Consider the following 21087-nt stretch of genomic DNA (forward strand, 5'->3'; position numbering starts at 1 on the left):
ATAAGGCGTTCACGCCGCATCCGGCATAAAACAGGTTGTCATTATTTATAAGGGGCGTAAGCCCCTCTGATTATCGGGTTAAGCGCGCTATTGCCTGGCTACCGCTGAACTCCAGATTTTGAGGTGAAAACAATGAAAATGAATAAAAGTCTCATCGCCCTCTGTTTATCAGCAGGGTTGCTGGCAAGCGCGCCTGGAATCAGCCTTGCCGATGTTAACTACGTACCGCAAAACACCAGCGATGCGCCAGCCATTCCATCTGCCGCGCTGCAACAATTAACCTGGACACCAGTCGATCAATCTAAAACCCAGACCACCCGGTTAGCTACTGGCGGTCAACAACTGAACGTCCCTGGCATCAGCGGTTCGGTTGCCGCATACAGCGTCCCGGCAAACATTGGCGAGCTGACACTGACGCTGACCAGTGAAGTGAACAAACAAACCAGCGTATTTGCGCCGAACGTGCTGATTCTTGATCAGAACATGACACCATCGGCCTTCTTCCCCAGCAGTTATTTCACCTACCAGGAACCTGGCGTGATGAGTGCAGATCGTCTGGAAGGCGTTATGCGACTGACACCTGCATTAGGGCAGCAGAAACTTTATGTGCTGGTCTTTACCACTGAAAAAGATCTCCAGCAGACGACACAACTGCTCGATCCGGCAAAAGCCTATGCTAAAGGTGTTGGTAACTCGGTGCCGGATATTCCAGACCCGGTTGCCCGTCATACCACCGATGGTCTGCTGAAACTGAAAGTGAAAACCAACTCCAGCTCCAGCGTGTTGGTGGGGCCGTTGTTTGGTTCTTCCGCTCCAGCTCCGGTTACGGTAGGCAACACTGCGGCACCGGCGACCTACACGGCACCAGCCGCAGCTGCACCTGCTCCGGCACCGGCGAAGAAAAGTGAACCTATGCTCAACGACACGGAAAGTTATTTTAATACCGCGATTAAAAACGCTGTCGCGAAAGGTGATGTTGATAAGGCGTTAAAACTGCTTGATGAAGCTGAACGCCTGGGCTCGACATCTGCCCGTTCCACCTTTATCAGCAGTGTAAAAGGCAAGGGGTAATTACGCCCCACAGTGCTGATTTTGCAACAACTGGTGCGTCTTCGGGCGCACCTTTTTTTCTCTCTCTCCTGTGATTGTTGCGTTATTGTTGCGTATTAGATCACTTAATATGCTTTACATCTCCCGTTAACGCTTTTCTGCGATACAATGCCTTTACGTTATGTAACGGAGAGTTCGGCATGTCACACCCCGCGTTAACGCAACTGCGTGCGCTGCGCTATTTTGCAGAGATCCCTGCGCTGGAACCGCAACTGCTCGACTGGTTGTTGCTGGAAGATTCCATGACCAAACGTTTTGAACAGCAGGGAAAAACGGTGAGCGTGACGATGATCCGCGAAGGGTTTGTCGAGCAGAATGAAATCCCCGAAGAATTACCGCTGCTGCCGAAAGAATCCCGTTACTGGTTACGTGAGATTTTGTTATGTGCAGATGGAGAACCGTGGCTTGCCGGTCGCACTGTCGTTCCTGTGTCAACGCTAAGCGGCCCCGAGCTGGCGTTACAAAATTTGGGTAAAACGCCGTTAGGACGCTATCTGTTTACATCATCGACATTAACCCGTGACTTTATTGAGATAGGCAGTGATGCCGGACTTTGGGGGCGACGTTCCCGCCTGCGATTAAGTGGTAAGCCGCTGCTGCTGACCGAACTGTTTTTACCGGCATCACCGTTGTACTAAGAGGAAAAAAATATGGAGTGGAGTCTGACGCAAAATAAGCTGCTGGCGTTTCACCGCTTAATGCGTACGGATAAGCCAATTGGTGCGTTACTGCTGCTCTGGCCAACTTTATGGGCGCTATGGGTGGCGACACCCGGTGTTCCCCAACTCTGGATCCTGGCGGTGTTTGTCGCTGGCGTCTGGCTGATGCGTGCCGCCGGTTGTGTAGTGAATGACTATGCTGATCGTAAGTTTGATGGTCATGTTAAGCGCACGGCAAACCGACCGCTTCCCAGTGGCGCGGTGACGGAGAAAGAGGCGCGAACGCTATTTGTGGTGCTGGTGCTGATTTCGTTCTTACTGGTATTGACGCTGAACACGATGACCATTCTGTTGTCGATTGCCGGACTGGCGTTGGCGTGGGTGTACCCGTTTATGAAGCGGTATACCCATTTACCGCAAGTAGTGCTGGGTGCGGCGTTTGGTTGGTCGATTCCAATGGCTTTTGCCGCTGTGAGTGAATCGGTGCCGTTAAGCTGCTGGTTAATGTTCCTCGCCAATATTCTGTGGGCGGTGGCTTACGACACGCAGTATGCGATGGTTGACCGTGATGACGACGTGAAGATTGGCATTAAGTCCACCGCGATCCTGTTTGGACAATACGATAAGTTGATTATCGGCATTTTGCAGATTGGCGTGCTGGTGCTGATGGCGATTATCGGCGAGTTAAATGGCTTAGGCTGGGGATATTACTGGTCAATACTGATCGCGGGCGCACTGTTTGTTTATCAACAAAAACTGATTGCCAACCGCGAGCGTGAAGCCTGTTTTAAAGCGTTTATGAATAATAACTATGTTGGCCTGGTACTGTTTTTAGGGCTGGCAATGAGTTACTGGCATTTCTGATGATGTAAAAAAGCCGGATGATCATGGTCATCCGGCTTTTTTTCTGTGAAATGCTGCCTGATGCGCTGCGCTTATCAGGCCTACATAACACATCGCAATTTATTGAATTTGCAGGTCATAGTAGGCCGGGTAAGGCGTTTGCGCCGCATCCGGCAACGCTCATCAGTTACCCTTCGCCCTGCGTCGCACTCTCAATCGTTAAGCGTACATCGGACGTAATCAACTCCGCCAGCAACTGATAAACCTTCATCGTTTCTGCCGGTTCGGCGTCGCCGCTGTCGCTGATATATCCTTCATCACGCAGCGTCAGCACCAGAGAACTGAACACCGCTTTGTCGAAGAACTCTGGTGCGTTGATGCCGTGCAGCACGGAAAGACGTTGTGCCACAGTGCGGCTCTCTTTCTCCAGCGTACCGCGATTGATCGACGGGTTGGCGCTCAACAGCCAGAAGGTAATCGCATAACGTTGCAGCGTTTCACGCGCGCCTGCGGCAAGCAACTGAAGCGTACGGGAGTGCGCCGGATTGATATGTAACTCATCATCTTGCAGCGTAATCAGCCCCTGGCGTTGCATCTCATTCGCCAGCGCATCAATAACACCCGGCAACTCGTCACGCTCCCAGCGCAGGAACAGCTCCGCTTTTAGCATTGGGTAAAGCACATTGACGTGCTCCATCAACACTTCGCGGGAGATGTGCCGATGCTGCGTCACAATCGCTGCCATCAGCGAAGGCAGAACCAACATATGCGCAATGTTGTTGCGATAGTAGGTCATCAGCACCGCTTGCTCACGCGGCAGGATAATAATGTCGCCGATGGTGTCTTTCTCAACTTCAAACTTGTTCATTTGCAGCGCGTGATCAATCAGCTCACCGGCGCTGGCTGAAGGAACGGTAGAGTCCGTGGAGTAAGGCACGTTGCGCATCAAATCGAGATAACAATTCAGCTGCTCAGTCAATTGCTCGCGAGTGAGTGAACGCTGACGTGACGCCAGCAGCGCAGTACAGCACAGGTTCATGGCGTTAGCCGCGCCTGCGTTGTTAATGCGCACCATCAGATCGGCAGCAATGTTATTGACTGTCGGCGTTAACCAGGCCGGGCGTACAGCTTCGATAGGATCAATAGATTCACGCCAGTCTGGCACGTGCTGGTTGAGATAGGTCATCAACGGCATCGGTTCACCGAAGTTGACATACCCCTGACCGAGATTACGCAGCTTGCTTAAACCGCGCAGCATCTGCGGCAGGCTCTCTTTCTCTTTTGTCGCGCCGCGCAGTTCTTTGGCGTAAGTACCCACTTCCATGACGTGCTCATAACCGATGTAGATCGGAATCAACGTAATCGGACGCGTACCGCCACGCAGCATCGCCTGAATGGTCATCGACAGTGTGCCGGTTTTCGGATCAAGCAAACGTCCTGTACGCGAACGACCGCCTTCCACAAAGTACTCAACGGAATAACCACGGCTGAACAGTTCGCCGAGATATTCACGGAATACGGTAGAGTAGAGTTTATTGCCTTTAAAAGTACGGCGAATAAAGAACGCCCCCAGACGGCGGAAAATCGGCCCGGCAGGCCAGAAGTTCAGGTTGATCCCGGCGGCGATATGCGGCGGCACCAGCCCCTGGTGATACAGCACGTAAGAGAGCAGCAGGTAGTCCATGTGGCTACGGTGGCATGGCACATACACCAGCTCATGACCGTCGTGAGCCAGCTGGCGAACGCGTTCGGCATTATGGACGTTGATTCCCTGATAGAGCCGGTTCCAGGTGAAGCCCAGAATACGGTCAGTCAGGCGGATCATCTCGTAAGAGAAATTCGCCGCAATCTCTTCCATCAGCGCAATCGCGTTCTGCTGCGCTTTTTCATGGGAGATTTTTTTGCTGCGCGCTTCATCTTCTACCGCTTTGGCAATTGCACGCGAGGCGAGCAGCTTATTGAACAAATCCTGACGAGCAGGCAAGCGTGGACCCACGGCAGCCAGACGCTGACGGGCAAAGTGCATACGCGCCACGCGCGCCAGTTTTTGGGCGATAGTTTTATCTGTGCCGTGTTCATCAGCCATGCGGCGTAGCGAAACTGACGGCGAGAAACGCACAAAGCTATCGCGACCAAGCCACAGTACGGCGAAAAATTTCTGCACGCCGTTGAGCATACGTAGTGGCGGGTTTACTTCGCCTTTTTCACGTCCTGGCGCACGACCAAACATCACCGATACCGGCACCATCTGCACATCCAGATTTGGGTTGCTACGGTGCAGATCGAGATAGTCGTGGAACAGCTTAATAGACTCTTCTTTCGGCGTGTAATAGGTGAAAACACGCGGCCCGCCATGAATAAACACATAGCGCGGCAGTAGCGTGCCGTCTACCTCCAGCGGCTCTAATGGATCAGGCAGATCATGCGCCAGGCACTGGGCGCGCAACGTCAGCAAATCCGCTTTTGAGTTGTACGGTAAAACGTACATAATTGGACGAGAGGTATCGAGCCCCAATTCCGGGGCAGGATCTGCCGGAATAGACTTGCTTTTTACCAGGATGCTTAATGGTAAATTCAGTAATTTGTAGTAAATTCGTGGCCAGCCGGACATAAACGATGTAAAGCCTCTGGTTAATAATGCAAATGCGCGGGAAGGATAGCAGAAAGTCATGGGAAATTCTGTGGTATCCGCTCATGTTTCGCGCGGCGCTACGCTACCGGAATCATCGGATTCAACGGTACACTGATATTGACGCTCATAATGTAAAAAGGTTCTTTCAATGGCCAATAATACCACTGGATTCACTCGAATTATCAAAGCCGCTGGCTATTCCTGGAAAGGTTTACGCGCTGCATGGATCAACGAAGCGGCATTCCGTCAGGAAGGCGTGGCGGTATTGTTGGCGGTGGTCATCGCTTGCTGGCTGGATGTGGACGCGATTACCCGCGTGCTGCTTATCAGCTCCGTCATGCTGGTGATGATTGTGGAAATTCTCAATAGCGCCATCGAAGCGGTGGTTGATCGTATTGGCTCTGAATATCACGAACTTTCCGGGCGGGCGAAAGATATGGGGTCCGCAGCGGTGCTGATCGCGATTATCGTCGCTGTGGCAACCTGGGTCATTCTGTTATGGTCGCATTTTGGATAACCCTTCCAGAATTCGATAAATCTCTGGTTTATTGTGTAGTTTATGGTTCCAAAATCGCCTTTTGCTGTATATACTCACAGCATAACTGTATATACACCCAGGGGGCGGAATGAAAGCGTTAACGGCCAGGCAACAAGAGGTGTTTGATCTCATTCGTGATCACATCAGCCAGACAGGTATGCCGCCGACGCGTGCGGAAATCGCGCAGCGTTTGGGGTTCCGTTCCCCAAACGCGGCAGAAGAACATCTGAAAGCGTTGGCACGCAAAGGCGTAATTGAAATTGTTTCCGGCGCATCGCGTGGGATTCGTTTGTTGCAGGAAGAGGAAGAAGGGTTGCCATTGGTAGGTCGTGTGGCTGCCGGTGAACCGCTTCTGGCGCAGCAGCATATTGAAGGTCATTATCAGGTCGATCCTTCCTTGTTCAAGCCGAATGCCGATTTCCTGCTGCGCGTCAGCGGAATGTCGATGAAAGATATCGGCATTATGGATGGCGACTTGCTGGCAGTGCATAAAACTCAGGATGTACGTAATGGTCAGGTCGTTGTCGCACGTATTGATGACGAAGTTACCGTTAAGCGTCTGAAAAAACAGGGCAATAAAGTCGAATTATTGCCAGAAAACAGCGAGTTTAAACCGATTGTCGTTGACCTTCGTCAGCAGAGCTTCACCATTGAAGGGCTGGCCGTTGGGGTTATTCGCAACGGCGACTGGCTGTAACAGATCTCTGATACCGCGATGCCGCCTGGCGTCGCGGTTTGTTTTTCATCTCTCTTCATCAGGCTTGTCTGCATGGCATTCCTCACTTCATCTGATAAAGCTCTCTGGCATCTCGCCTTACCTATGATTTTCTCCAATATCACCGTTCCGTTGCTGGGGCTGGTTGATACGGCGGTAATTGGTCATCTTGATAGTCCGGTTTATCTGGGCGGCGTGGCGGTTGGCGCAACGGCGACCAGCTTTCTCTTTATGCTGTTGCTGTTTTTGCGCATGAGCACTACCGGGCTTACTGCGCAGGCGTATGGTGCCAAAAATCCTCAGGCATTAGCGCGTGCGCTGGTGCAGCCGTTGCTACTGGCGCTGGGGGCTGGCGCGTTGATTGCTCTGTTGCGTACACCGATTATCGATCTGGCGCTGCATATTGTTGGTGGCAGTGAAGCCGTGCTGGAACAGGCGCGGCGCTTTCTTGAAATTCGGTGGCTAAGTGCACCGGCGTCGCTGGCAAACCTGGTATTACTTGGCTGGTTGCTCGGCGTGCAATATGCCCGTGCGCCGGTTGTCCTGTTAGTGGTGGGTAATATTCTCAACATTGTGCTGGATGTCTGGCTGGTGATGGGGCTGCATATGAACGTGCAGGGCGCGGCGCTGGCAACGGTCATCGCAGAATATGCGACGTTGCTGATTGGTCTGCTAATGGTGCGTAAAATCCTCAAACTACGCGGTATTTCCGGCGAAATGCTGAAAACAGCCTGGCGAGGAAACGTCCGTCGCTTGCTGGCGCTTAACCGCGACATCATGCTGCGCTCCCTGTTATTGCAACTCTGTTTTGGTGCAATAACGGTACTTGGCGCGCGACTGGGAAGTGACATTATCGCCGTTAACGCGGTTCTGATGACGCTACTCACCTTTACCGCCTATGCGCTGGATGGTTTTGCCTACGCGGTTGAAGCTCATTCAGGTCAGGCATACGGTGCGCGCGACGGGAGCCAGTTACTGGATGTCTGGCGCGCAGCGTGTCGCCAGTCGGGGATCGTGGCGTTGCTGTTTTCTGTGATTTATTTGCTGGCAGGGGAACACATTATTGCGTTGCTGACGTCATTAATCCAGATTCAGCAGCTGGCCGATCGCTATCTTATCTGGCAGGTCATTTTACCGCTGGTTGGTGTCTGGTGTTATCTGCTGGACGGCATGTTTATAGGTGCAACGCGCGCCGCCGAAATGCGAAACAGTATGGCGGTGGCAGCAGCAGGATTTGCGCTGACGCTCCTCACGTTGCCGTGGTTGGGTAATCATGGTTTGTGGCTGGCGTTAACCGTCTTTCTGGCGCTGCGCGGGCTTTCTCTGGCGGCTATCTGGCGTCGTCACTGGCGCAACGGAACATGGTTTGCCGGAGCGTGACGGTTAAATATTCTGAATAAATAATCCTAAGCCAAATTCCTGACTACACTTAATCCCACGTTCAGAAGAAAAGCGAGCGTACTCTCATTCACCACCTAACGATGAGGACTTGAATATGAATAAAGACGAAGTCGGCGGTAACTGGAAACAGTTCAAAGGTAAAGTGAAAGAGCAATGGGGCAAACTGACCGATGATGATATGACGGTCATTGAAGGTAAACGTGATCAGTTAGTGGGTAAAATCCAGGAACGCTACGGTTACCAGAAAGATCAGGCAGAGAAAGAGGTCGTGGACTGGGAAACCCGCAATGAATACCGCTGGTAATTAATCCCTCCTGCCCGACGTGTACAAGGATGTACGCCCTCTTAACGCGGTTTCTTTTTCACCTGAATAGAGTGGTCATGATGGCACTGTTCAGGATGACGACACGCTTCCACTTCTACACATGCTGAACATAATCCATGCGCTTCAATCACATTATGCCGCAGGGCAAAACCCATTTTTGCCGCCAGCGTATGCATGATGTCTTCCACACCTTCCGCACACTCTTCTTTCACTGCGCCGCAGCGATCGCAAATAAACATAGCTGAAGTATGCGTTGGTTGATCGAACAGGTGACAGAGCACATAGCTGTTGGTGGACTCAACTTTATGCACAAACCCTTGCTCAAGCAGAAAATCGAGTGCGCGATAAACCGTTGGCGGCTTGGCCTGCGGCTCTGCTTCACGCAGTAAATCAAGCAGATCGTAGGCGCTGATTGCTCCTTCCTGCAGACTCATCAGGCGCAACACTTCAAGGCGCTGCGGGGTCAGGCGCACATTACGCTGTGCACAGAGTTTTTCAGCTTGCGCTAATAACTCCTGCGTTGTGGTCTTTTCCATTGGGCACCTCAAAGTGGGGTTAAGAATGTCCTTACTTTACCATAGTTCTCACTTAAACGCCGAGAACAGGGCGTCATAGCTGTCACATTGCCTGATCGCATATTCGTTATGCTATAGTAGCGCCCCCAATTCACCAGGTGCTTAAAAAAACGCCATGTCAGCAGAATCACAAACCGCTTATCCCGCATACCGTTTCTCCATTGCCCCGATGCTCGACTGGACGGACAGACATTGCCGTTATTTCCTGCGTCTGCTCTCCCGCAATACACTTCTCTATACCGAAATGGTGACCACGGGGGCAATTATTCACGGTAAAGGTGATTACCTGGCGTACAGTGAAGAAGAGCATCCGGTGGCGTTGCAACTGGGTGGAAGCGATCCAGCGGCACTGGCGCAGTGTGCGAAGCTGGCAGAAGCGCGCGGATACGATGAAATCAACCTGAATGTCGGCTGCCCGTCTGACCGGGTACAGAACGGCATGTTTGGCGCGTGCCTGATGGGTAATGCGCAACTGGTAGCCGACTGCGTTAAAGCGATGCGCGATGTGGTGTCGATTCCAGTCACGGTGAAAACGCGTATTGGTATTGACGACCAGGACAGCTATGAATTTCTTTGTGATTTCATCAACACCGTTTCTGGTAAAGGCGAGTGTGAGATGTTTATCATCCACGCGCGTAAAGCCTGGCTTTCTGGTTTAAGCCCGAAAGAAAACCGCGAAATCCCGCCGCTCGATTACCCGCGCGTCTATCAACTGAAGCGTGACTTTCCGCATCTGACGATGTCGATTAACGGCGGCATCAAGTCGCTGGAAGAGGCTAAAGCGCATTTGCAACATATGGATGGTGTGATGGTCGGACGCGAGGCGTACCAGAATCCGGGGATTCTGGCGGCGGTGGATCGAGAGATCTTTGGTTCCTCGGATACTGATGCCGATCCGGTGGCGATAGTCCGCGCCATGTATCCGTACATTGAGCGTGAGCTTAGTCAGGGGACGTATCTCGGCCATATTACCCGGCATATGCTGGGTCTGTTCCAGGGTATTCCTGGTGCGCGGCAGTGGCGTCGTTATTTAAGTGAAAATGCCCATAAAGCGGGTGCTGACATTAACGTGCTGGAACATGCGCTCAAACTGGTGGCGGATAAGCGTTAATTTTTCACCACAAAGTAGTCAAATTCACTATGCCCTGCGCACCGTCGCGGGGCATATTTTTTGATAAATCATAATGTTAGGTTTTGGCATGATTCTTGTAATGGCTGCAAGAGATTTCATATTTGGGAGTACATCATGCTGGAACTACTTTTTGTGATTGGCTTTTTTGTCATGTTGATGGTCACCGGCGTTTCGTTGCTGGGCATTATCGCCGCGCTGGTTGTGGCGACGGCCATTATGTTCCTCGGCGGTATGCTGGCATTGATGATTAAGTTGCTGCCGTGGTTACTGCTGGCGATTGCGGTGGTGTGGGTTATTAAGGCGATTAAAGCACCAAAAGTGCCGAAATATCAGCATTATGACCGCTGGCGTTACTAAGGGATTGTGCGGATGATCACAACCTAAGGTTTTATCCTTAGAACAAAATAGGAATTGATTATCAAATCTGTCACTATTGCGTCTCTAACAGATTCATCGTGCTGTACCCTACATACAGCCGAACTATAAAAGAAAGGGCTTCCCAGGTGGAAGCCCAATTTCTTTATGGGATCAGTAAGCTGGAACCCTGCGTCGCCCGGCTTTCCAGAATCTCATGCGCTCGCCGCGCATCCTTCAGCGGATATTTCTGTTGCTCTGCGACATCGACCTTAATCACGCCGCTGGCGATCAAAGAAAACAGTTCATTACTGGCTTCGGTTAACTCATCCCGCGTGGTGATATAGCCTTGCAGGGAAGGGCGTGTCACATACAGCGAGCCTTTCTGATTGAGAATGCCTAAGTTCACACCCGTCACCGCGCCTGATGAGTTACCAAAACTGACCATTAAACCGCGACGTTGCAGACAATCCAGCGACCGTTCCCAGGTATCTTTGCCTACGGAATCGTACACCACGCGCACTTTCTTGCCGTCGGTGATCTCTTTTAATCGCTCGACCAGATTTTCGTCGCGATAGTTAATTACCTGCCATGCACCCGCTTTTAATGCACTTTGCGCTTTTTGCGCGCTGCCCACAGTGCCAATAAGTTTTGCTCCTAAGGCTTTTGCCCACTGGCAGGCAATTAAGCCCACGCCGCCAGCAGCCGCATGGAACAGGAACTGTTCGTCAGGTTTGATTTCATACGTTTTGCGCAGCAGATAATAAACCGTTAAGCCTTTCAGGAACGACGCGGCAGCTTGCTCAAAAGAGATCGCCGCTGGCAGAATTGCCGCTTTATCGGCATTGACGTTATGCACAGAACTGTAAGCCCCTAACGTTGACTGCGCATAAACCACACGATCGCCCGCTTTAATATGTTTCACGCCGCTGCCGACTTTGCTCACAATGCCAGCCGCTTCGGTGCCTAATCCGCTGGGTAGCGATGGCGGTGGATAAAGGCCGCTGCGGATATAAGTGTCGATGAAATTGATGCCAATGGCTTTATTTTCGACCTGGATTTCATTCTCTGCCGGATCGGCAGGAGTAAATTCCACGGTTTGAAGTACTTCCGGGCCACCGTGCTTGTGAAATTCAATTCGTGTTGCCATGTGTCCTCCAGAACGTATCGTCAGGGTCTGCTTCATATGGTAAAGTTTCGACCCATTCTTTATCTCGGTAACTCCATTCACTATGGCAGGAAATAAACCCTTCAACAAACAGCAGGCTGAACCCCGCGATCGCGATCCACAAGTTGCCGGGCTGAAAGTGCCTCCGCACTCGATCGAAGCGGAGCAGTCGGTGTTGGGCGGTTTAATGCTGGATAACGAACGCTGGGACGATGTGGCCGAGCGAGTGGTGGCAGATGATTTCTACACCCGTCCGCACCGTCATATCTTTACCGAAATGGCGCGTTTGCAGGAAAGCGGTAGCCCAATTGACCTGATCACCCTTGCCGAATCACTGGAGCGCCAGGGGCAACTTGACAGCGTTGGTGGTTTTGCTTATTTGGCGGAACTGTCAAAAAATACGCCAAGTGCAGCGAACATCAGTGCCTATGCCGACATCGTGCGCGAACGTGCCGTTGTCCGTGAGATGATCTCAGTTGCGAATGAGATTGCCGAAGCCGGTTTTGATCCGCAAGGGCGCACCAGTGAAGACTTGCTCGACCTTGCTGAATCTCGCGTCTTTAAAATTGCCGAAAGTCGTGCCAATAAAGACGAAGGGCCGAAGAATATCGCCGATGTGCTCGACGCCACGGTGGCGCGTATTGAGCAACTGTTCCAGCAACCGCACGATGGTGTAACCGGTGTTAATACCGGCTATGACGATCTCAACAAAAAAACCGCTGGCTTGCAGCCGTCGGATTTGATCATCGTCGCCGCGCGTCCGTCGATGGGTAAAACGACATTTGCGATGAACCTCGTCGAAAACGCGGCGATGTTGCAGGATAAACCAGTACTTATCTTCTCGCTGGAGATGCCATCGGAACAGATTATGATGCGTTCTCTGGCGTCGTTGTCGCGCGTTGACCAGACCAAAATTCGTACCGGGCAACTGGATGATGAAGACTGGGCGCGTATTTCCGGCACGATGGGCATTTTGCTGGAAAAACGAAATATCTACATTGATGACTCCTCCGGCCTGACGCCAACGGAAGTGCGCTCCCGCGCGCGCCGTATTGCCCGTGAACACGGCGGCATCGGACTCATCATGATCGACTACCTGCAATTGATGCGCGTACCGGCGCTTTCAGACAACCGTACGCTGGAAATTGCAGAAATCTCCCGCTCGCTAAAAGCCCTGGCGAAAGAACTGAATGTGCCGGTGGTGGCGCTGTCTCAGTTGAACCGTTCTCTGGAACAACGTGCTGACAAACGCCCGGTCAACTCCGACCTGCGTGAATCCGGTTCCATCGAGCAGGATGCGGACTTGATCATGTTTATCTATCGTGATGAGGTTTATCACGAAAACAGTGATTTAAAAGGCATCGCAGAAATTATTATCGGTAAACAACGTAACGGCCCAATCGGGACGGTACGCCTGACCTTTAACGGTCAATGGTCGCGTTTCGACAACTACGCGGGGCCACAGTACGACGACGAATAATAATTATTTTATGAATTAGGTAATTAAAGCAAACACTTATCAAGGAACACAAATGCAAGCGGCAACTGTTGTGATTAACCGCCGCGCTCTGCGACACAACCTGCAACGTCTGCGTGAACTGGCACCTGCCAGTAAACTGGTTGCGGTGGTGAAAGCGAACGCCTACGGTCACGGTCTGATTGAGACCGCGCGAACGCTCCCCGATGCCGACGCCTTTGGCGTTGCCCGTCTCGAAGAAGCCCTGCGGCTTAGGGCGGGGGGCATCACGCAACCTATTTTGTTACTGGAAGGCTTTTTTGAAGCAGACGATCTGCCGACGATCTCCGCTGAACATCTGCATACTGCCGTGCATAACGAAGAACAGCTTGCTGCGCTGGAAGAGGCCAATCTGGAGGAGCCAGTTACCGTCTGGATGAAACTCGACACCGGTATGCACCGGCTGGGCGTGTTACCGGAACAAGCTGAAGCGTTTTATCAACGACTTACGCAATGTAAAAACGTCCGTCAGCCGGTGAATATTGTCAGCCACTTTGCTCGTGCTGATGAGCCAAAATGCGGCGCGACTGAGAAACAACTCGATATCTTCAATACCTTTTGCGAAGGCAGACCCGGCAAGCGTTCAATCGCCGCATCGGGCGGAATTTTGTTATGGCCGCAGTCGCATTTTGATTGGGTGCGCCCGGGCATCATTCTTTATGGCGTGTCACCGCTGGAAGATGGTTCCACCGGTGCCGATTTCGGTTGCCAGCCAGTGATGTCACTGACCTCCAGCCTGATTGCCGTGCGTGAGCATAAAGCAGGTGAACCGGTAGGCTATGGCGGCACCTGGATTAGCGAGCGCGATACCCGCCTTGGCGTGGTGGCGATGGGCTATGGCGATGGCTACCCGCGCGCCGCGCCGTCCGGTACACCAGTGCTGGTGAACGGCCGCGAAGTGCCGATTGTGGGGCGAGTCGCGATGGATATGATCTGCGTAGATTTAGGCCCGCAGGCGCAGGATAAAGCCGGGGATCAGGTCATTTTATGGGGCGAAGGTCTGCCCGTAGAGCGTATCGCAGAAATGACGAAAGTGAGTGCTTACGAACTTATCACGCGCCTGACATCAAGGGTCGCGATGAAATACGTGGATTAATCGTTCTGCAATAGTTGATTGTCTGTGCCGGATGCGGTGTGAAAGCCTTATCCGGCCTGCAAATTTATGTAAATTCAATAAATTGATACACTCTTGTCGTTCGTACCTCTGAAGGTTTTGCGTTTTTTATCAGCTTCGCTGCGTTATTAATTGCTGCTCATTGCTAAACATCCTCTCGATCTTCCCCATCTTCCGGTTTATTGTGTTTTAACCACCTGCCCGTAAACCTGGAGAACCATCGCGTGTTTCAAAAAGTTGACGCCTACGCTGGCGACCCGATTCTTTCGCTTATGGAGCGTTTTAAAGAAGACCCTCGCAGCGACAAAGTGAATTTGAGTATCGGTCTGTACTACAACGAAGACGGGATTATTCCACAATTAAAAGCCGTCGAAGAAGCGGAGGCGCGCCTGAATGCGCAGCCTCACGGCGCTTCACTTTATCTGCCGATGGAAGGGCTTAACAGCTATCGCCATGCTATTGCGCCACTGCTGTTTGGCGCTAATCATCCGGTGTTACAACAACAGCGCGTGGCGACTATTCAAACGCTTGGCGGTTCAGGGGCATTGAAAGTGGGGGCTGACTTCCTGAAACGCTACTTCCCGGAATCAGGTGTGTGGGTCAGCGATCCAACCTGGGAAAATCACGTAGCAATATTTGCCGGGGCTGGATTCGAAGTGAGCACTTACCCCTGGTATGATGAAGTGACCAACGGTGTGCGTTTTGACGATCTGTTGGCGACGCTAAAAACATTGCCTGCCCGCAGTATTGTGCTGCTGCATCCGTGCTGTCATAACCCAACGGGCGCCGATCTCACCAACGACCAATGGGACGCAGTCATTGAAATTCTCAAAGCACGCGAGCTTATCCCATTTCTCGATATCGCTTATCAAGGATTTGGTGCCGGTATGGAAGAGGATGCCTACGCCATTCGCGCCATTGCCAGCGCCGGATTACCTGCTCTGGTAAGTAATTCATTCTCGAAAATTTTCTCCCTGTACGGCGAACGTGTCGGCGGTCTTTCGGTGGTGTGTGAAGATGCCGAAGCCGCAGGCCGTGTGCTGGGGCAACTGAAAGCTACTGTGCGCCGTATTTACTCCAGCCCGCCGAATTTTGGTGCACAGGTAGTGGCAACGGTGCTGAATGATGAGGCGTTGAAAGCCAGTTGGTTGGCAGAAGTAGAAGAAATGCGTACCCGTATTCTGGCAATGCGTCAGCAACTGGTGCGGGTGTTGAGCACTGAGATGCCGGAGCGCAATTTTGATTACCTGCTTAAGCAACGCGGCATGTTCAGCTATACCGGTTTAAGCGCCGCTCAGGTCGATCGCCTGCGCGAGGAATTTGGCGTTTACCTGATCGCCAGCGGTCGTATGTGTGTTGCCGGGCTTAACTCTGCGAACGTGCAGCGCGTTGCAAAGGCGTTTGCTGCAGTGATGTAAGGTTAACCAGCAGGCGGTTGAAAAGCCGCCTGCTCTATTATAAATAAGGGGGCTATGTATTATCCAGGTAAATAGTACGAAGGAGATGAAGACTTATTTCTTATAAACGTGAATAAAATAGGCGTTTCATTTCCGAACATTTTTATACTATGGAAATATATTAAGTTATTAAATAGTTACAAACATGGACTGGTCTCATGTGATCCTTCTCCCTTTCTTCACAAAAGTCGCAGATAATCCTTCCTTTCCCTCGCTGCTGGCGTTATGGTCAGATGGCTTTTCCAACACACTTCATAATAAAAAGTTTCAACTTACTGACTATTTAGGGAAAAATATGCGCAAGATCACACAGGCATTGAGTGCCGTTTGCTTATTGTTCGCTCTAAACAGTTCTGCTGTTGCGTTAGCCTCTTCACCTTCACCGCTTAATCCCGGCACTAACGTTGCCAGACTCGCTGAACAGGCACCCGTCCATTGGGTATCGGTCGCACAAATTGAAAATAGCCTTGCCGGGCGCCCACCGATGGCGGTTGGGTTTGATATCGATGATACCGTTTTGTTTTCCAGCCCCGGATTCTGGCGCGGCAAGAAAATATTCTCGCCAGAAAGCGAAGATTATCTAAAAAACCCAGCATTCTGGGAAAAGATGAACAATGGTTGGGATGAATTCAGCATTCCAAAAGAGGTCGCACGTCAGCTAATTGATATACATGTCCGCCGTGGCGATACCATCTTTTTTGTGACTGGTCGTAGCCCAACGAAAACAGAAACGGTTTCGAAAACATTAGCCGACGATTTCCACATTCCGGCAAGCAGTATGAATCCGGTAATCTTTGCGGGTGATAAACCAGGACAAAACACGAAAACGCAGTGGTTGCAGGATAAAAATATCCGAATGTTTTATGGTGATTCCGATAATGATATGACTGCCGCGCGTGATGTCGGCATTCGTGGTATCCGTATTCTGCGTGCCTCCAACTCTACCTACAAACCCTTGCCACAAGCGGGTGCTTTTGGCGAAGAGGTGATCGTTAATTCAGAATACTGATAGTGCGGGAGAGTGTGTCACTCTCCCGAATGCTGTTTTTTTAATCACACCTTTATCCTTTCGCTGTCTTGCTGCAAACTGATTAAGAGAGTTTTATCAAGGAGCAGCACATGTGGTATCAAAAGACGCTCACGCTTAGCGCCAAATCTCGCGGGTTTCATCTGGTAACGGATGAAATTCTGAATCAACTGGCAGATATGCCGCGTGTTAATGTCGGTTTACTGCACCTGTTGCTGCAACACACTTCCGCCTCTCTGACACTTAATGAGAATTGCGACCCCACGGTACGCCAGGACATGGAGCGTTTTTTCCTCCGCACTGTTCCCGATAACGGAAACTATGAGCATGATTATGAAGGGGCAGATGATATGCCTTCTCATATCAAATCCTCAATGCTGGGAGTATCGCTTGTTTTGCCAGTGCATAAAGGACGTATTCAGACCGGCACCTGGCAGGGTATCTGGCTGGGGGAACATCGTGTCCACGGCGGATCGCGTCGCATCATCGCGACACTACAAGGGGAGTAAAAAATGACCATATCGGAGTTGCTACAATATTGCATGGCAAAACCTGGCGCTGAACAGAGCGTTCACAGCGACTGGAAAGCGACGCAAATCAAAGTGGAAGATGTGCTGTTTGCGATGGTGAAAGAAGTGGAAAATCGCCCGGCGGTTTCGCTGAAAACCAGCCCGGAACTGGCGGATCTTCTGCGTCAGCAGCACAGCGATGTACGTCCCAGCCGACATCTGAATAAAGCGCACTGGAGTACCGTATATCTCGACGGATCGTTGCCGGATTCGCAAATCTATTATCTGGTCGATGCGTCGTATCAGCAGGCGGTGAATTTGCTGCCGGAAGAAAAACGCAAATTGCTGGTACAACTCTGAAAGGAAAAGACCGTTCAGAAAGCGGCCTGATATTGCTGAAAAACTGGCTTAAAAGTCAAAAGCGGCACGGTTTTCCCCCTCTCCCCGGAGGGGCGAGGGGACTGTCCGAGCACATTTTTAGACTTTGTCATCAGTCTGAGGCCGCTCAGAAAGCGGCCTTTGTGATTACAGCATTGGTTTGAGGAAGCGCGCTGTATGCGAAGCTTCGCACTCCGCGACGGTTTCTGGCGTACCGGAGACGAGGATCTCGCCGCCGCCGCTGCCGCCTTCCGGGCCAAGATCGACAATCCAGTCGGCGGTTTTAATCACGTCCAGATTGTGCTCAATCACCACAATGGTGTTGCCCTGATCGCGCAGTTTATGCAGTACGTCGAGCAGTTGCTGAATATCGGCAAAGTGCAGACCGGTGGTCGGCTCATCGAGAATATACAGCGTCTGCCCGGTGCCGCGTTTTGATAGCTCACGCGCCAGCTTCACGCGCTGGGCTTCACCACCGGAAAGCGTGGTGGCGGACTGCCCGAGGCGGATGTACGTCAGGCCAACGTCCATCAACGTTTGCAGCTTACGCGCCAGCGCCGGTACGGCATCAAAGAACTCTCGCGCCTCTTCGATGGTCATATCCAGCACTTCGTGGATGGTTTTGCCTTTGTACTTTATCTCCAGCGTTTCGCGGTTATAGCGTTTACCTTTGCACTGGTCGCACGGTACGTAAATATCCGGCAGGAAGTGCATTTCAACTTTGATCACGCCATCGCCCTGACAGGCTTCGCAGCGTCCGCCACGGACGTTAAAGCTGAACCGTCCTGGCGTATAACCGCGCGCGCGGGATTCCGGTACGCCCGCAAACAATTCGCGCACAGGCGTAAACACGCCGGTATAGGTTGCCGGGTTGGAACGCGGAGTACGACCAATTGGGCTTTGGTCGATATCGATGACTTTATCGAAATGCTCCAGCCCCTGAATATCACGGTAGGGTGCCGGTTCGGCGATAGTCGCGCCGTTCAACTGGCGTTGGGCAATCGGGAACAGCGTGTCGTTAATCAGCGTCGATTTACCGGAACCTGAAACCCCTGTAATGCAGGTAAACAGGCCTACTGGCAACGTTAGCGTCACATCTTTCAGGTTGTTGCCGCGTGCGCCTGTCAGTTTCAGCACTTTTTCCGGATTCGCAGGGACGCGTTTCTTCGGCACTTCAATCTTGCGTTTACCGCTCATGTACTGCCCGGTCAACGACTCTGGCACTGCCATAATCGCTTCCAGCGATCCTTCCGCGACCACTTCACCACCGTGAACACCTGCGCCCGGACCGATGTCGATAACGTGGTCAGCCGCGCGAATCGCGTCTTCATCGTGTTCCACCACAATCACGGTATTACCAAGATCGCGCAGATGGATAAGCGTACCCAGCAAACGTTCGTTATCGCGCTGGTGCAGGCCGATAGACGGCTCATCCAGCACATACATAACGCCAACCAGCCCTGCGCCAATCTGGCTCGCCAGACGGATACGCTGGGCTTCGCCGCCGGAAAGTGTCTCTGCCGAGCGGGAAAGTGTCAGGTAATTCAGCCCAACGTTAACGAGGAATTTCAGCCGGTCACCAATCTCTTTGAGGATTTTTTCCGCAATCTTCGCGCGTTGTCCGGCGAGTTTGAGATTGTTGAAGAACTCCATCGCATGACCGATGCTCATGTCAGAGATTGCAGGCAGCGGCGTATTCTCGACATAAACATGGCGCGCTTCACGGCGCAAACGCGTCCCTTCACAACTGGCGCACGGACGATTGCTGATAAACTTAGCTAACTCTTCACGTACCGCGCTGGATTCCGTCTCTTTATAACGGCGCTCCATATTGTGCAGCACGCCTTCGAACGGATGGCGGCGGATGGAGGTATCGCCGCGATCGTTCATGTATTTAAATTCGATATTTTCTTTGCCAGAACCGTACAGCACCACTTTATGCACGTTTGCGCTCAGACTGCCCCACGGCGCTTCGACGTCAAACTTATAGTGATCTGCCAGTGATTTCAGCATCTGGAAATAATAGAAGTTGCGGCGATCCCAGCCACGGATCGCCCCGCCAGCCAGCGACAGTTCCGGGTTCTGGATCACGCGATCGGGATCGAAATATTGCTGTACGCCGAGGCCGTCACAGGTCGGGCAGGCGCCCGCCGGGTTGTTAAACGAGAACAGGCGTGGTTCCAGTTCACGCATACTGTAGCCGCAAATCGGGCAGGCGAAGTTCGCGGAGAACAGCAGTTCTTCCGCTTTGGGATCGTCCATATCCGCAACAACCGCCGTACCGCCGGAAAGCTCCAGTGCGGTTTCAAACGATTCCGCCAGACGCTGGGTAAGATCGTCACGCACCTTGAAGCGATCGATAACCACTTCAATGGTGTGTTTCTTTTGCAGTTCCAGTTTCGGCGGATCGGAAAGATCGCAGACTTCGCCATCAATACGCGCGCGGATATAACCCTGACTCGCCAGATTCTCCAGCGTTTTAGTGTGTTCGCCTTTGCGCTCTTTGATGATTGGCGCGAGTAGCATCAGACGTTTGCCTTCCGGCTGCGAAAGCACGTTATCCACCATCTGGCTGACAGTTTGCGCCGCCAGCGGAACGTCGTGGTCCGGGCAGCGCGGCTCGCCGACGCGAGCGTACAGCAGACGCAAATAGTCGTGGATTTCAGTGATGGTCCCCACTGTGGAACGCGGGTTATGAGACGTCGATTTCTGTTCAATTGAGATGGCGGGAGAAAGCCCCTCAATATGATCGACATCCGGTTTTTCCATCAGTGACAGAAACTGCCGCGCGTAGGCGGAAAGGGATTCAACGTAACGACGCTGCCCTTCGGCATATAAGGTGTCGAAAGCGAGCGAGGATTTGCCAGAACCCGAAAGCCCGGTGACGACAATCAGTTTGTCGCGGGGGATAACGAGGTTGATATTCTTGAGATTATGGGTGCGGGCGCCCCGAACTTCGATCTTATCCATTCACCTTTCCCGGATTAAACACTTTTTTGCCCGGCGGCATGGCGCTACCGGCGATCACAAACGGTTAATTATGACACAAATCGACCTGAATGAATATACAGTATTGGAATGCAAAACCCGGAGTGCTGTGTAACAATGTCGGGCCATGTTTGTTTACCGGAACCGAGGTCACATCGTGGTAAAACCGCTATTGGTAATGCTACAATCGCGCGTTTACACTTATTAGAACGTTTTTTTCAGGAGACACGACATGGCCAGCAGAGGCGTAAATAAGGTTATTCTCGTTGGTAATCTGGGCCAGGACCCGGAAGTACGCTATATGCCGAATGGTGGCGCAGTTGCCAACATTACGCTGGCTACTTCCGAATCCTGGCGTGATAAAGCGACCGGCGAGATGAAAGAGCAGACTGAATGGCACCGTGTTGTGCTGTTCGGCAAACTGGCGGAAGTTGCCAGCGAATATCTGCGTAAAGGTTCTCAGGTTTATATCGAAGGTCAGCTGCGTACCCGCAAATGGACTGACCAATCCGGCCAGGATCGCTACACCACAGAAGTCGTGGTGAACGTTGGCGGCACCATGCAGATGCTGGGTGGTCGCCAGGGCGGCGGCGCACCGGCAGGCGGTAACGTCGGTGGCGGTCAGCCGCAGGGCGGTTGGGGGCAG

General features: G+C 52.1%; 20 protein-coding genes. 16 read left to right on the top strand and 4 right to left on the bottom strand.

Annotation, left to right across the window (positions count from 1 at the left end; genetic code table 11):
• The first annotated feature begins 132 nt into the window (after positions 1–132).
• From malM to ubiA, 3 genes are all read left to right on the top strand, one after another.
• Positions 133–1071, top strand: coding sequence for a maltose operon protein MalM (gene malM, locus EQY_RS0113815; RefSeq protein WP_010344810.1), 939 nt, complete (start codon positions 133–135; stop codon positions 1069–1071).
• 179 nt (positions 1072–1250) lie between these two features.
• A complete protein-coding gene (gene ubiC / locus EQY_RS0113820) occupies positions 1251–1748 on the top strand; it encodes a chorismate lyase (RefSeq protein ID WP_000019215.1) in 498 nt (165 codons plus the stop codon).
• Between the two features lie 12 nt (positions 1749–1760).
• On the top strand, positions 1761–2633 hold the full coding sequence (gene ubiA, locus EQY_RS0113825) for a 4-hydroxybenzoate octaprenyltransferase (protein WP_000455237.1): 873 nt from the start codon (positions 1761–1763) through the stop codon (positions 2631–2633).
• Positions 2634–2799: 166 nt separating this feature from the next.
• Here ubiA and plsB read toward each other — a convergent pair whose 3' ends face one another.
• The gene (gene plsB / locus EQY_RS0113830) at positions 2800–5223 is read right to left on the bottom strand and encodes a glycerol-3-phosphate 1-O-acyltransferase PlsB (RefSeq protein ID WP_016159874.1); all 2424 of its coding nucleotides are present in this window, start codon (positions 5221–5223) and stop codon (positions 2800–2802) included.
• A gap of 169 nt (positions 5224–5392) precedes the next feature.
• On the opposite strand from plsB, the gene dgkA reads away from it, so the two are divergent.
• From dgkA to EQY_RS0113850, 4 genes are all read left to right on the top strand, one after another.
• The gene (dgkA, locus tag EQY_RS0113835) at positions 5393–5761 is read left to right on the top strand and encodes a diacylglycerol kinase (RefSeq protein WP_000002906.1); all 369 of its coding nucleotides are present in this window, start codon (positions 5393–5395) and stop codon (positions 5759–5761) included.
• 109 nt (positions 5762–5870) lie between these two features.
• Complete coding sequence (gene lexA, locus EQY_RS0113840; RefSeq protein WP_000646078.1) at positions 5871–6479, top strand: transcriptional repressor LexA; 609 nt, start codon at positions 5871–5873, stop codon at positions 6477–6479.
• A gap of 72 nt (positions 6480–6551) precedes the next feature.
• Positions 6552–7877, top strand: a complete 1326-nt coding sequence (gene dinF / locus EQY_RS0113845) for an MATE family efflux transporter DinF (protein WP_000874979.1) — start codon at positions 6552–6554, stop codon at positions 7875–7877.
• 115 nt (positions 7878–7992) lie between these two features.
• On the top strand, positions 7993–8202 hold the full coding sequence (locus EQY_RS0113850) for a CsbD family protein (RefSeq protein WP_001030603.1): 210 nt from the start codon (positions 7993–7995) through the stop codon (positions 8200–8202).
• A gap of 41 nt (positions 8203–8243) precedes the next feature.
• Here EQY_RS0113850 and zur read toward each other — a convergent pair whose 3' ends face one another.
• The gene (gene zur / locus EQY_RS0113855; RefSeq protein ID WP_000416266.1) at positions 8244–8759 is read right to left on the bottom strand and encodes a zinc uptake transcriptional repressor Zur; all 516 of its coding nucleotides are present in this window, start codon (positions 8757–8759) and stop codon (positions 8244–8246) included.
• A 154-nt stretch (positions 8760–8913) separates the two neighbouring features.
• Here zur and dusA point away from each other — a divergent pair, with 154 nt between their 5' ends.
• Entirely contained in the window at positions 8914–9909 is a 996-nt protein-coding gene (dusA, locus tag EQY_RS0113860) for a tRNA dihydrouridine(20/20a) synthase DusA (RefSeq protein ID WP_001272042.1), read from the top strand.
• A 135-nt stretch (positions 9910–10044) separates the two neighbouring features.
• Positions 10045–10287 carry an envelope stress response protein PspG gene (pspG, locus tag EQY_RS0113865; RefSeq protein ID WP_000891403.1) on the top strand — a complete coding sequence of 81 codons (243 nt, stop codon included), beginning with the start codon at positions 10045–10047 and terminating at the stop codon, positions 10285–10287.
• 163 nt (positions 10288–10450) lie between these two features.
• On the opposite strand, the gene EQY_RS0113870 is transcribed toward pspG, so the two are convergent.
• Positions 10451–11434 (bottom strand): quinone oxidoreductase, encoded by a 984-nt coding sequence (locus EQY_RS0113870; RefSeq protein WP_000235546.1) that lies wholly within the window; start codon positions 11432–11434, stop codon positions 10451–10453.
• Between the two features lie 82 nt (positions 11435–11516).
• On the opposite strand from EQY_RS0113870, the gene dnaB reads away from it, so the two are divergent.
• The 6 genes from dnaB to EQY_RS0113900 all read left to right on the top strand — a co-directional run bounded on the left by dnaB (position 11517) and on the right by EQY_RS0113900 (position 17435).
• On the top strand, positions 11517–12932 hold the full coding sequence (gene dnaB / locus EQY_RS0113875) for a replicative DNA helicase (protein WP_000918355.1): 1416 nt from the start codon (positions 11517–11519) through the stop codon (positions 12930–12932).
• A gap of 52 nt (positions 12933–12984) precedes the next feature.
• Positions 12985–14064 (top strand): alanine racemase, encoded by a 1080-nt coding sequence (gene alr, locus EQY_RS0113880; RefSeq protein WP_001147290.1) that lies wholly within the window; start codon positions 12985–12987, stop codon positions 14062–14064.
• A 242-nt stretch (positions 14065–14306) separates the two neighbouring features.
• Entirely contained in the window at positions 14307–15500 is a 1194-nt protein-coding gene (gene tyrB / locus EQY_RS0113885) for an aromatic amino acid transaminase (protein WP_000486927.1), read from the top strand.
• 334 nt (positions 15501–15834) lie between these two features.
• Complete coding sequence (aphA, locus tag EQY_RS0113890; RefSeq protein ID WP_010344812.1) at positions 15835–16548, top strand: acid phosphatase AphA; 714 nt, start codon at positions 15835–15837, stop codon at positions 16546–16548.
• A 110-nt stretch (positions 16549–16658) separates the two neighbouring features.
• The gene (locus EQY_RS0113895) at positions 16659–17075 is read left to right on the top strand and encodes a secondary thiamine-phosphate synthase enzyme YjbQ (protein WP_000270381.1); all 417 of its coding nucleotides are present in this window, start codon (positions 16659–16661) and stop codon (positions 17073–17075) included.
• A gap of 3 nt (positions 17076–17078) precedes the next feature.
• The gene (locus EQY_RS0113900; RefSeq protein ID WP_000155671.1) at positions 17079–17435 is read left to right on the top strand and encodes an MmcQ/YjbR family DNA-binding protein; all 357 of its coding nucleotides are present in this window, start codon (positions 17079–17081) and stop codon (positions 17433–17435) included.
• Between the two features lie 165 nt (positions 17436–17600).
• Here EQY_RS0113900 and uvrA read toward each other — a convergent pair whose 3' ends face one another.
• Complete coding sequence (gene uvrA / locus EQY_RS0113905) at positions 17601–20423, bottom strand: excinuclease ABC subunit UvrA (RefSeq protein ID WP_000357757.1); 2823 nt, start codon at positions 20421–20423, stop codon at positions 17601–17603.
• Between the two features lie 250 nt (positions 20424–20673).
• Here uvrA and ssb1 point away from each other — a divergent pair.
• On the top strand, positions 20674–21087 hold a 414-nt coding region (gene ssb1, locus EQY_RS0113910; protein ID WP_000168308.1), incomplete at its 3' end, for a single-stranded DNA-binding protein SSB1.

The sequence above is a fragment of the Escherichia sp. TW14182 genome, from assembly GCF_000208525.1.
Taxonomy (GTDB): Bacteria; Pseudomonadota; Gammaproteobacteria; order Enterobacterales; family Enterobacteriaceae; genus Escherichia; species Escherichia ruysiae.

What these genes read in the sequence shown, in the direction of transcription:
- malM (WP_010344810.1), top strand. Translation starts at nt 133, where the DNA reads ATGAAAATGAATAAAAGTCTCATCGCCCTCTGTTTATCAGCAGGGTTG.
- ubiC (WP_000019215.1), top strand. Translation starts at nt 1,251, where the DNA reads ATGTCACACCCCGCGTTAACGCAACTGCGTGCGCTGCGCTATTTTGCA.
- ubiA (WP_000455237.1), top strand. Translation starts at nt 1,761, where the DNA reads ATGGAGTGGAGTCTGACGCAAAATAAGCTGCTGGCGTTTCACCGCTTA.
- plsB (WP_016159874.1), bottom strand. Translation starts at nt 5,223, where the DNA reads ATGTCCGGCTGGCCACGAATTTACTACAAATTACTGAATTTACCATTA.
- dgkA (WP_000002906.1), top strand. Translation starts at nt 5,393, where the DNA reads ATGGCCAATAATACCACTGGATTCACTCGAATTATCAAAGCCGCTGGC.
- lexA (WP_000646078.1), top strand. Translation starts at nt 5,871, where the DNA reads ATGAAAGCGTTAACGGCCAGGCAACAAGAGGTGTTTGATCTCATTCGT.
- dinF (WP_000874979.1), top strand. Translation starts at nt 6,552, where the DNA reads ATGGCATTCCTCACTTCATCTGATAAAGCTCTCTGGCATCTCGCCTTA.
- EQY_RS0113850 (WP_001030603.1), top strand. Translation starts at nt 7,993, where the DNA reads ATGAATAAAGACGAAGTCGGCGGTAACTGGAAACAGTTCAAAGGTAAA.
- zur (WP_000416266.1), bottom strand. Translation starts at nt 8,759, where the DNA reads ATGGAAAAGACCACAACGCAGGAGTTATTAGCGCAAGCTGAAAAACTC.
- dusA (WP_001272042.1), top strand. Translation starts at nt 8,914, where the DNA reads ATGTCAGCAGAATCACAAACCGCTTATCCCGCATACCGTTTCTCCATT.
- pspG (WP_000891403.1), top strand. Translation starts at nt 10,045, where the DNA reads ATGCTGGAACTACTTTTTGTGATTGGCTTTTTTGTCATGTTGATGGTC.
- EQY_RS0113870 (WP_000235546.1), bottom strand. Translation starts at nt 11,434, where the DNA reads ATGGCAACACGAATTGAATTTCACAAGCACGGTGGCCCGGAAGTACTT.
- dnaB (WP_000918355.1), top strand. Translation starts at nt 11,517, where the DNA reads ATGGCAGGAAATAAACCCTTCAACAAACAGCAGGCTGAACCCCGCGAT.
- alr (WP_001147290.1), top strand. Translation starts at nt 12,985, where the DNA reads ATGCAAGCGGCAACTGTTGTGATTAACCGCCGCGCTCTGCGACACAAC.
- aphA (WP_010344812.1), top strand. Translation starts at nt 15,835, where the DNA reads ATGCGCAAGATCACACAGGCATTGAGTGCCGTTTGCTTATTGTTCGCT.
- EQY_RS0113895 (WP_000270381.1), top strand. Translation starts at nt 16,659, where the DNA reads ATGTGGTATCAAAAGACGCTCACGCTTAGCGCCAAATCTCGCGGGTTT.
- EQY_RS0113900 (WP_000155671.1), top strand. Translation starts at nt 17,079, where the DNA reads ATGACCATATCGGAGTTGCTACAATATTGCATGGCAAAACCTGGCGCT.
- uvrA (WP_000357757.1), bottom strand. Translation starts at nt 20,423, where the DNA reads ATGGATAAGATCGAAGTTCGGGGCGCCCGCACCCATAATCTCAAGAAT.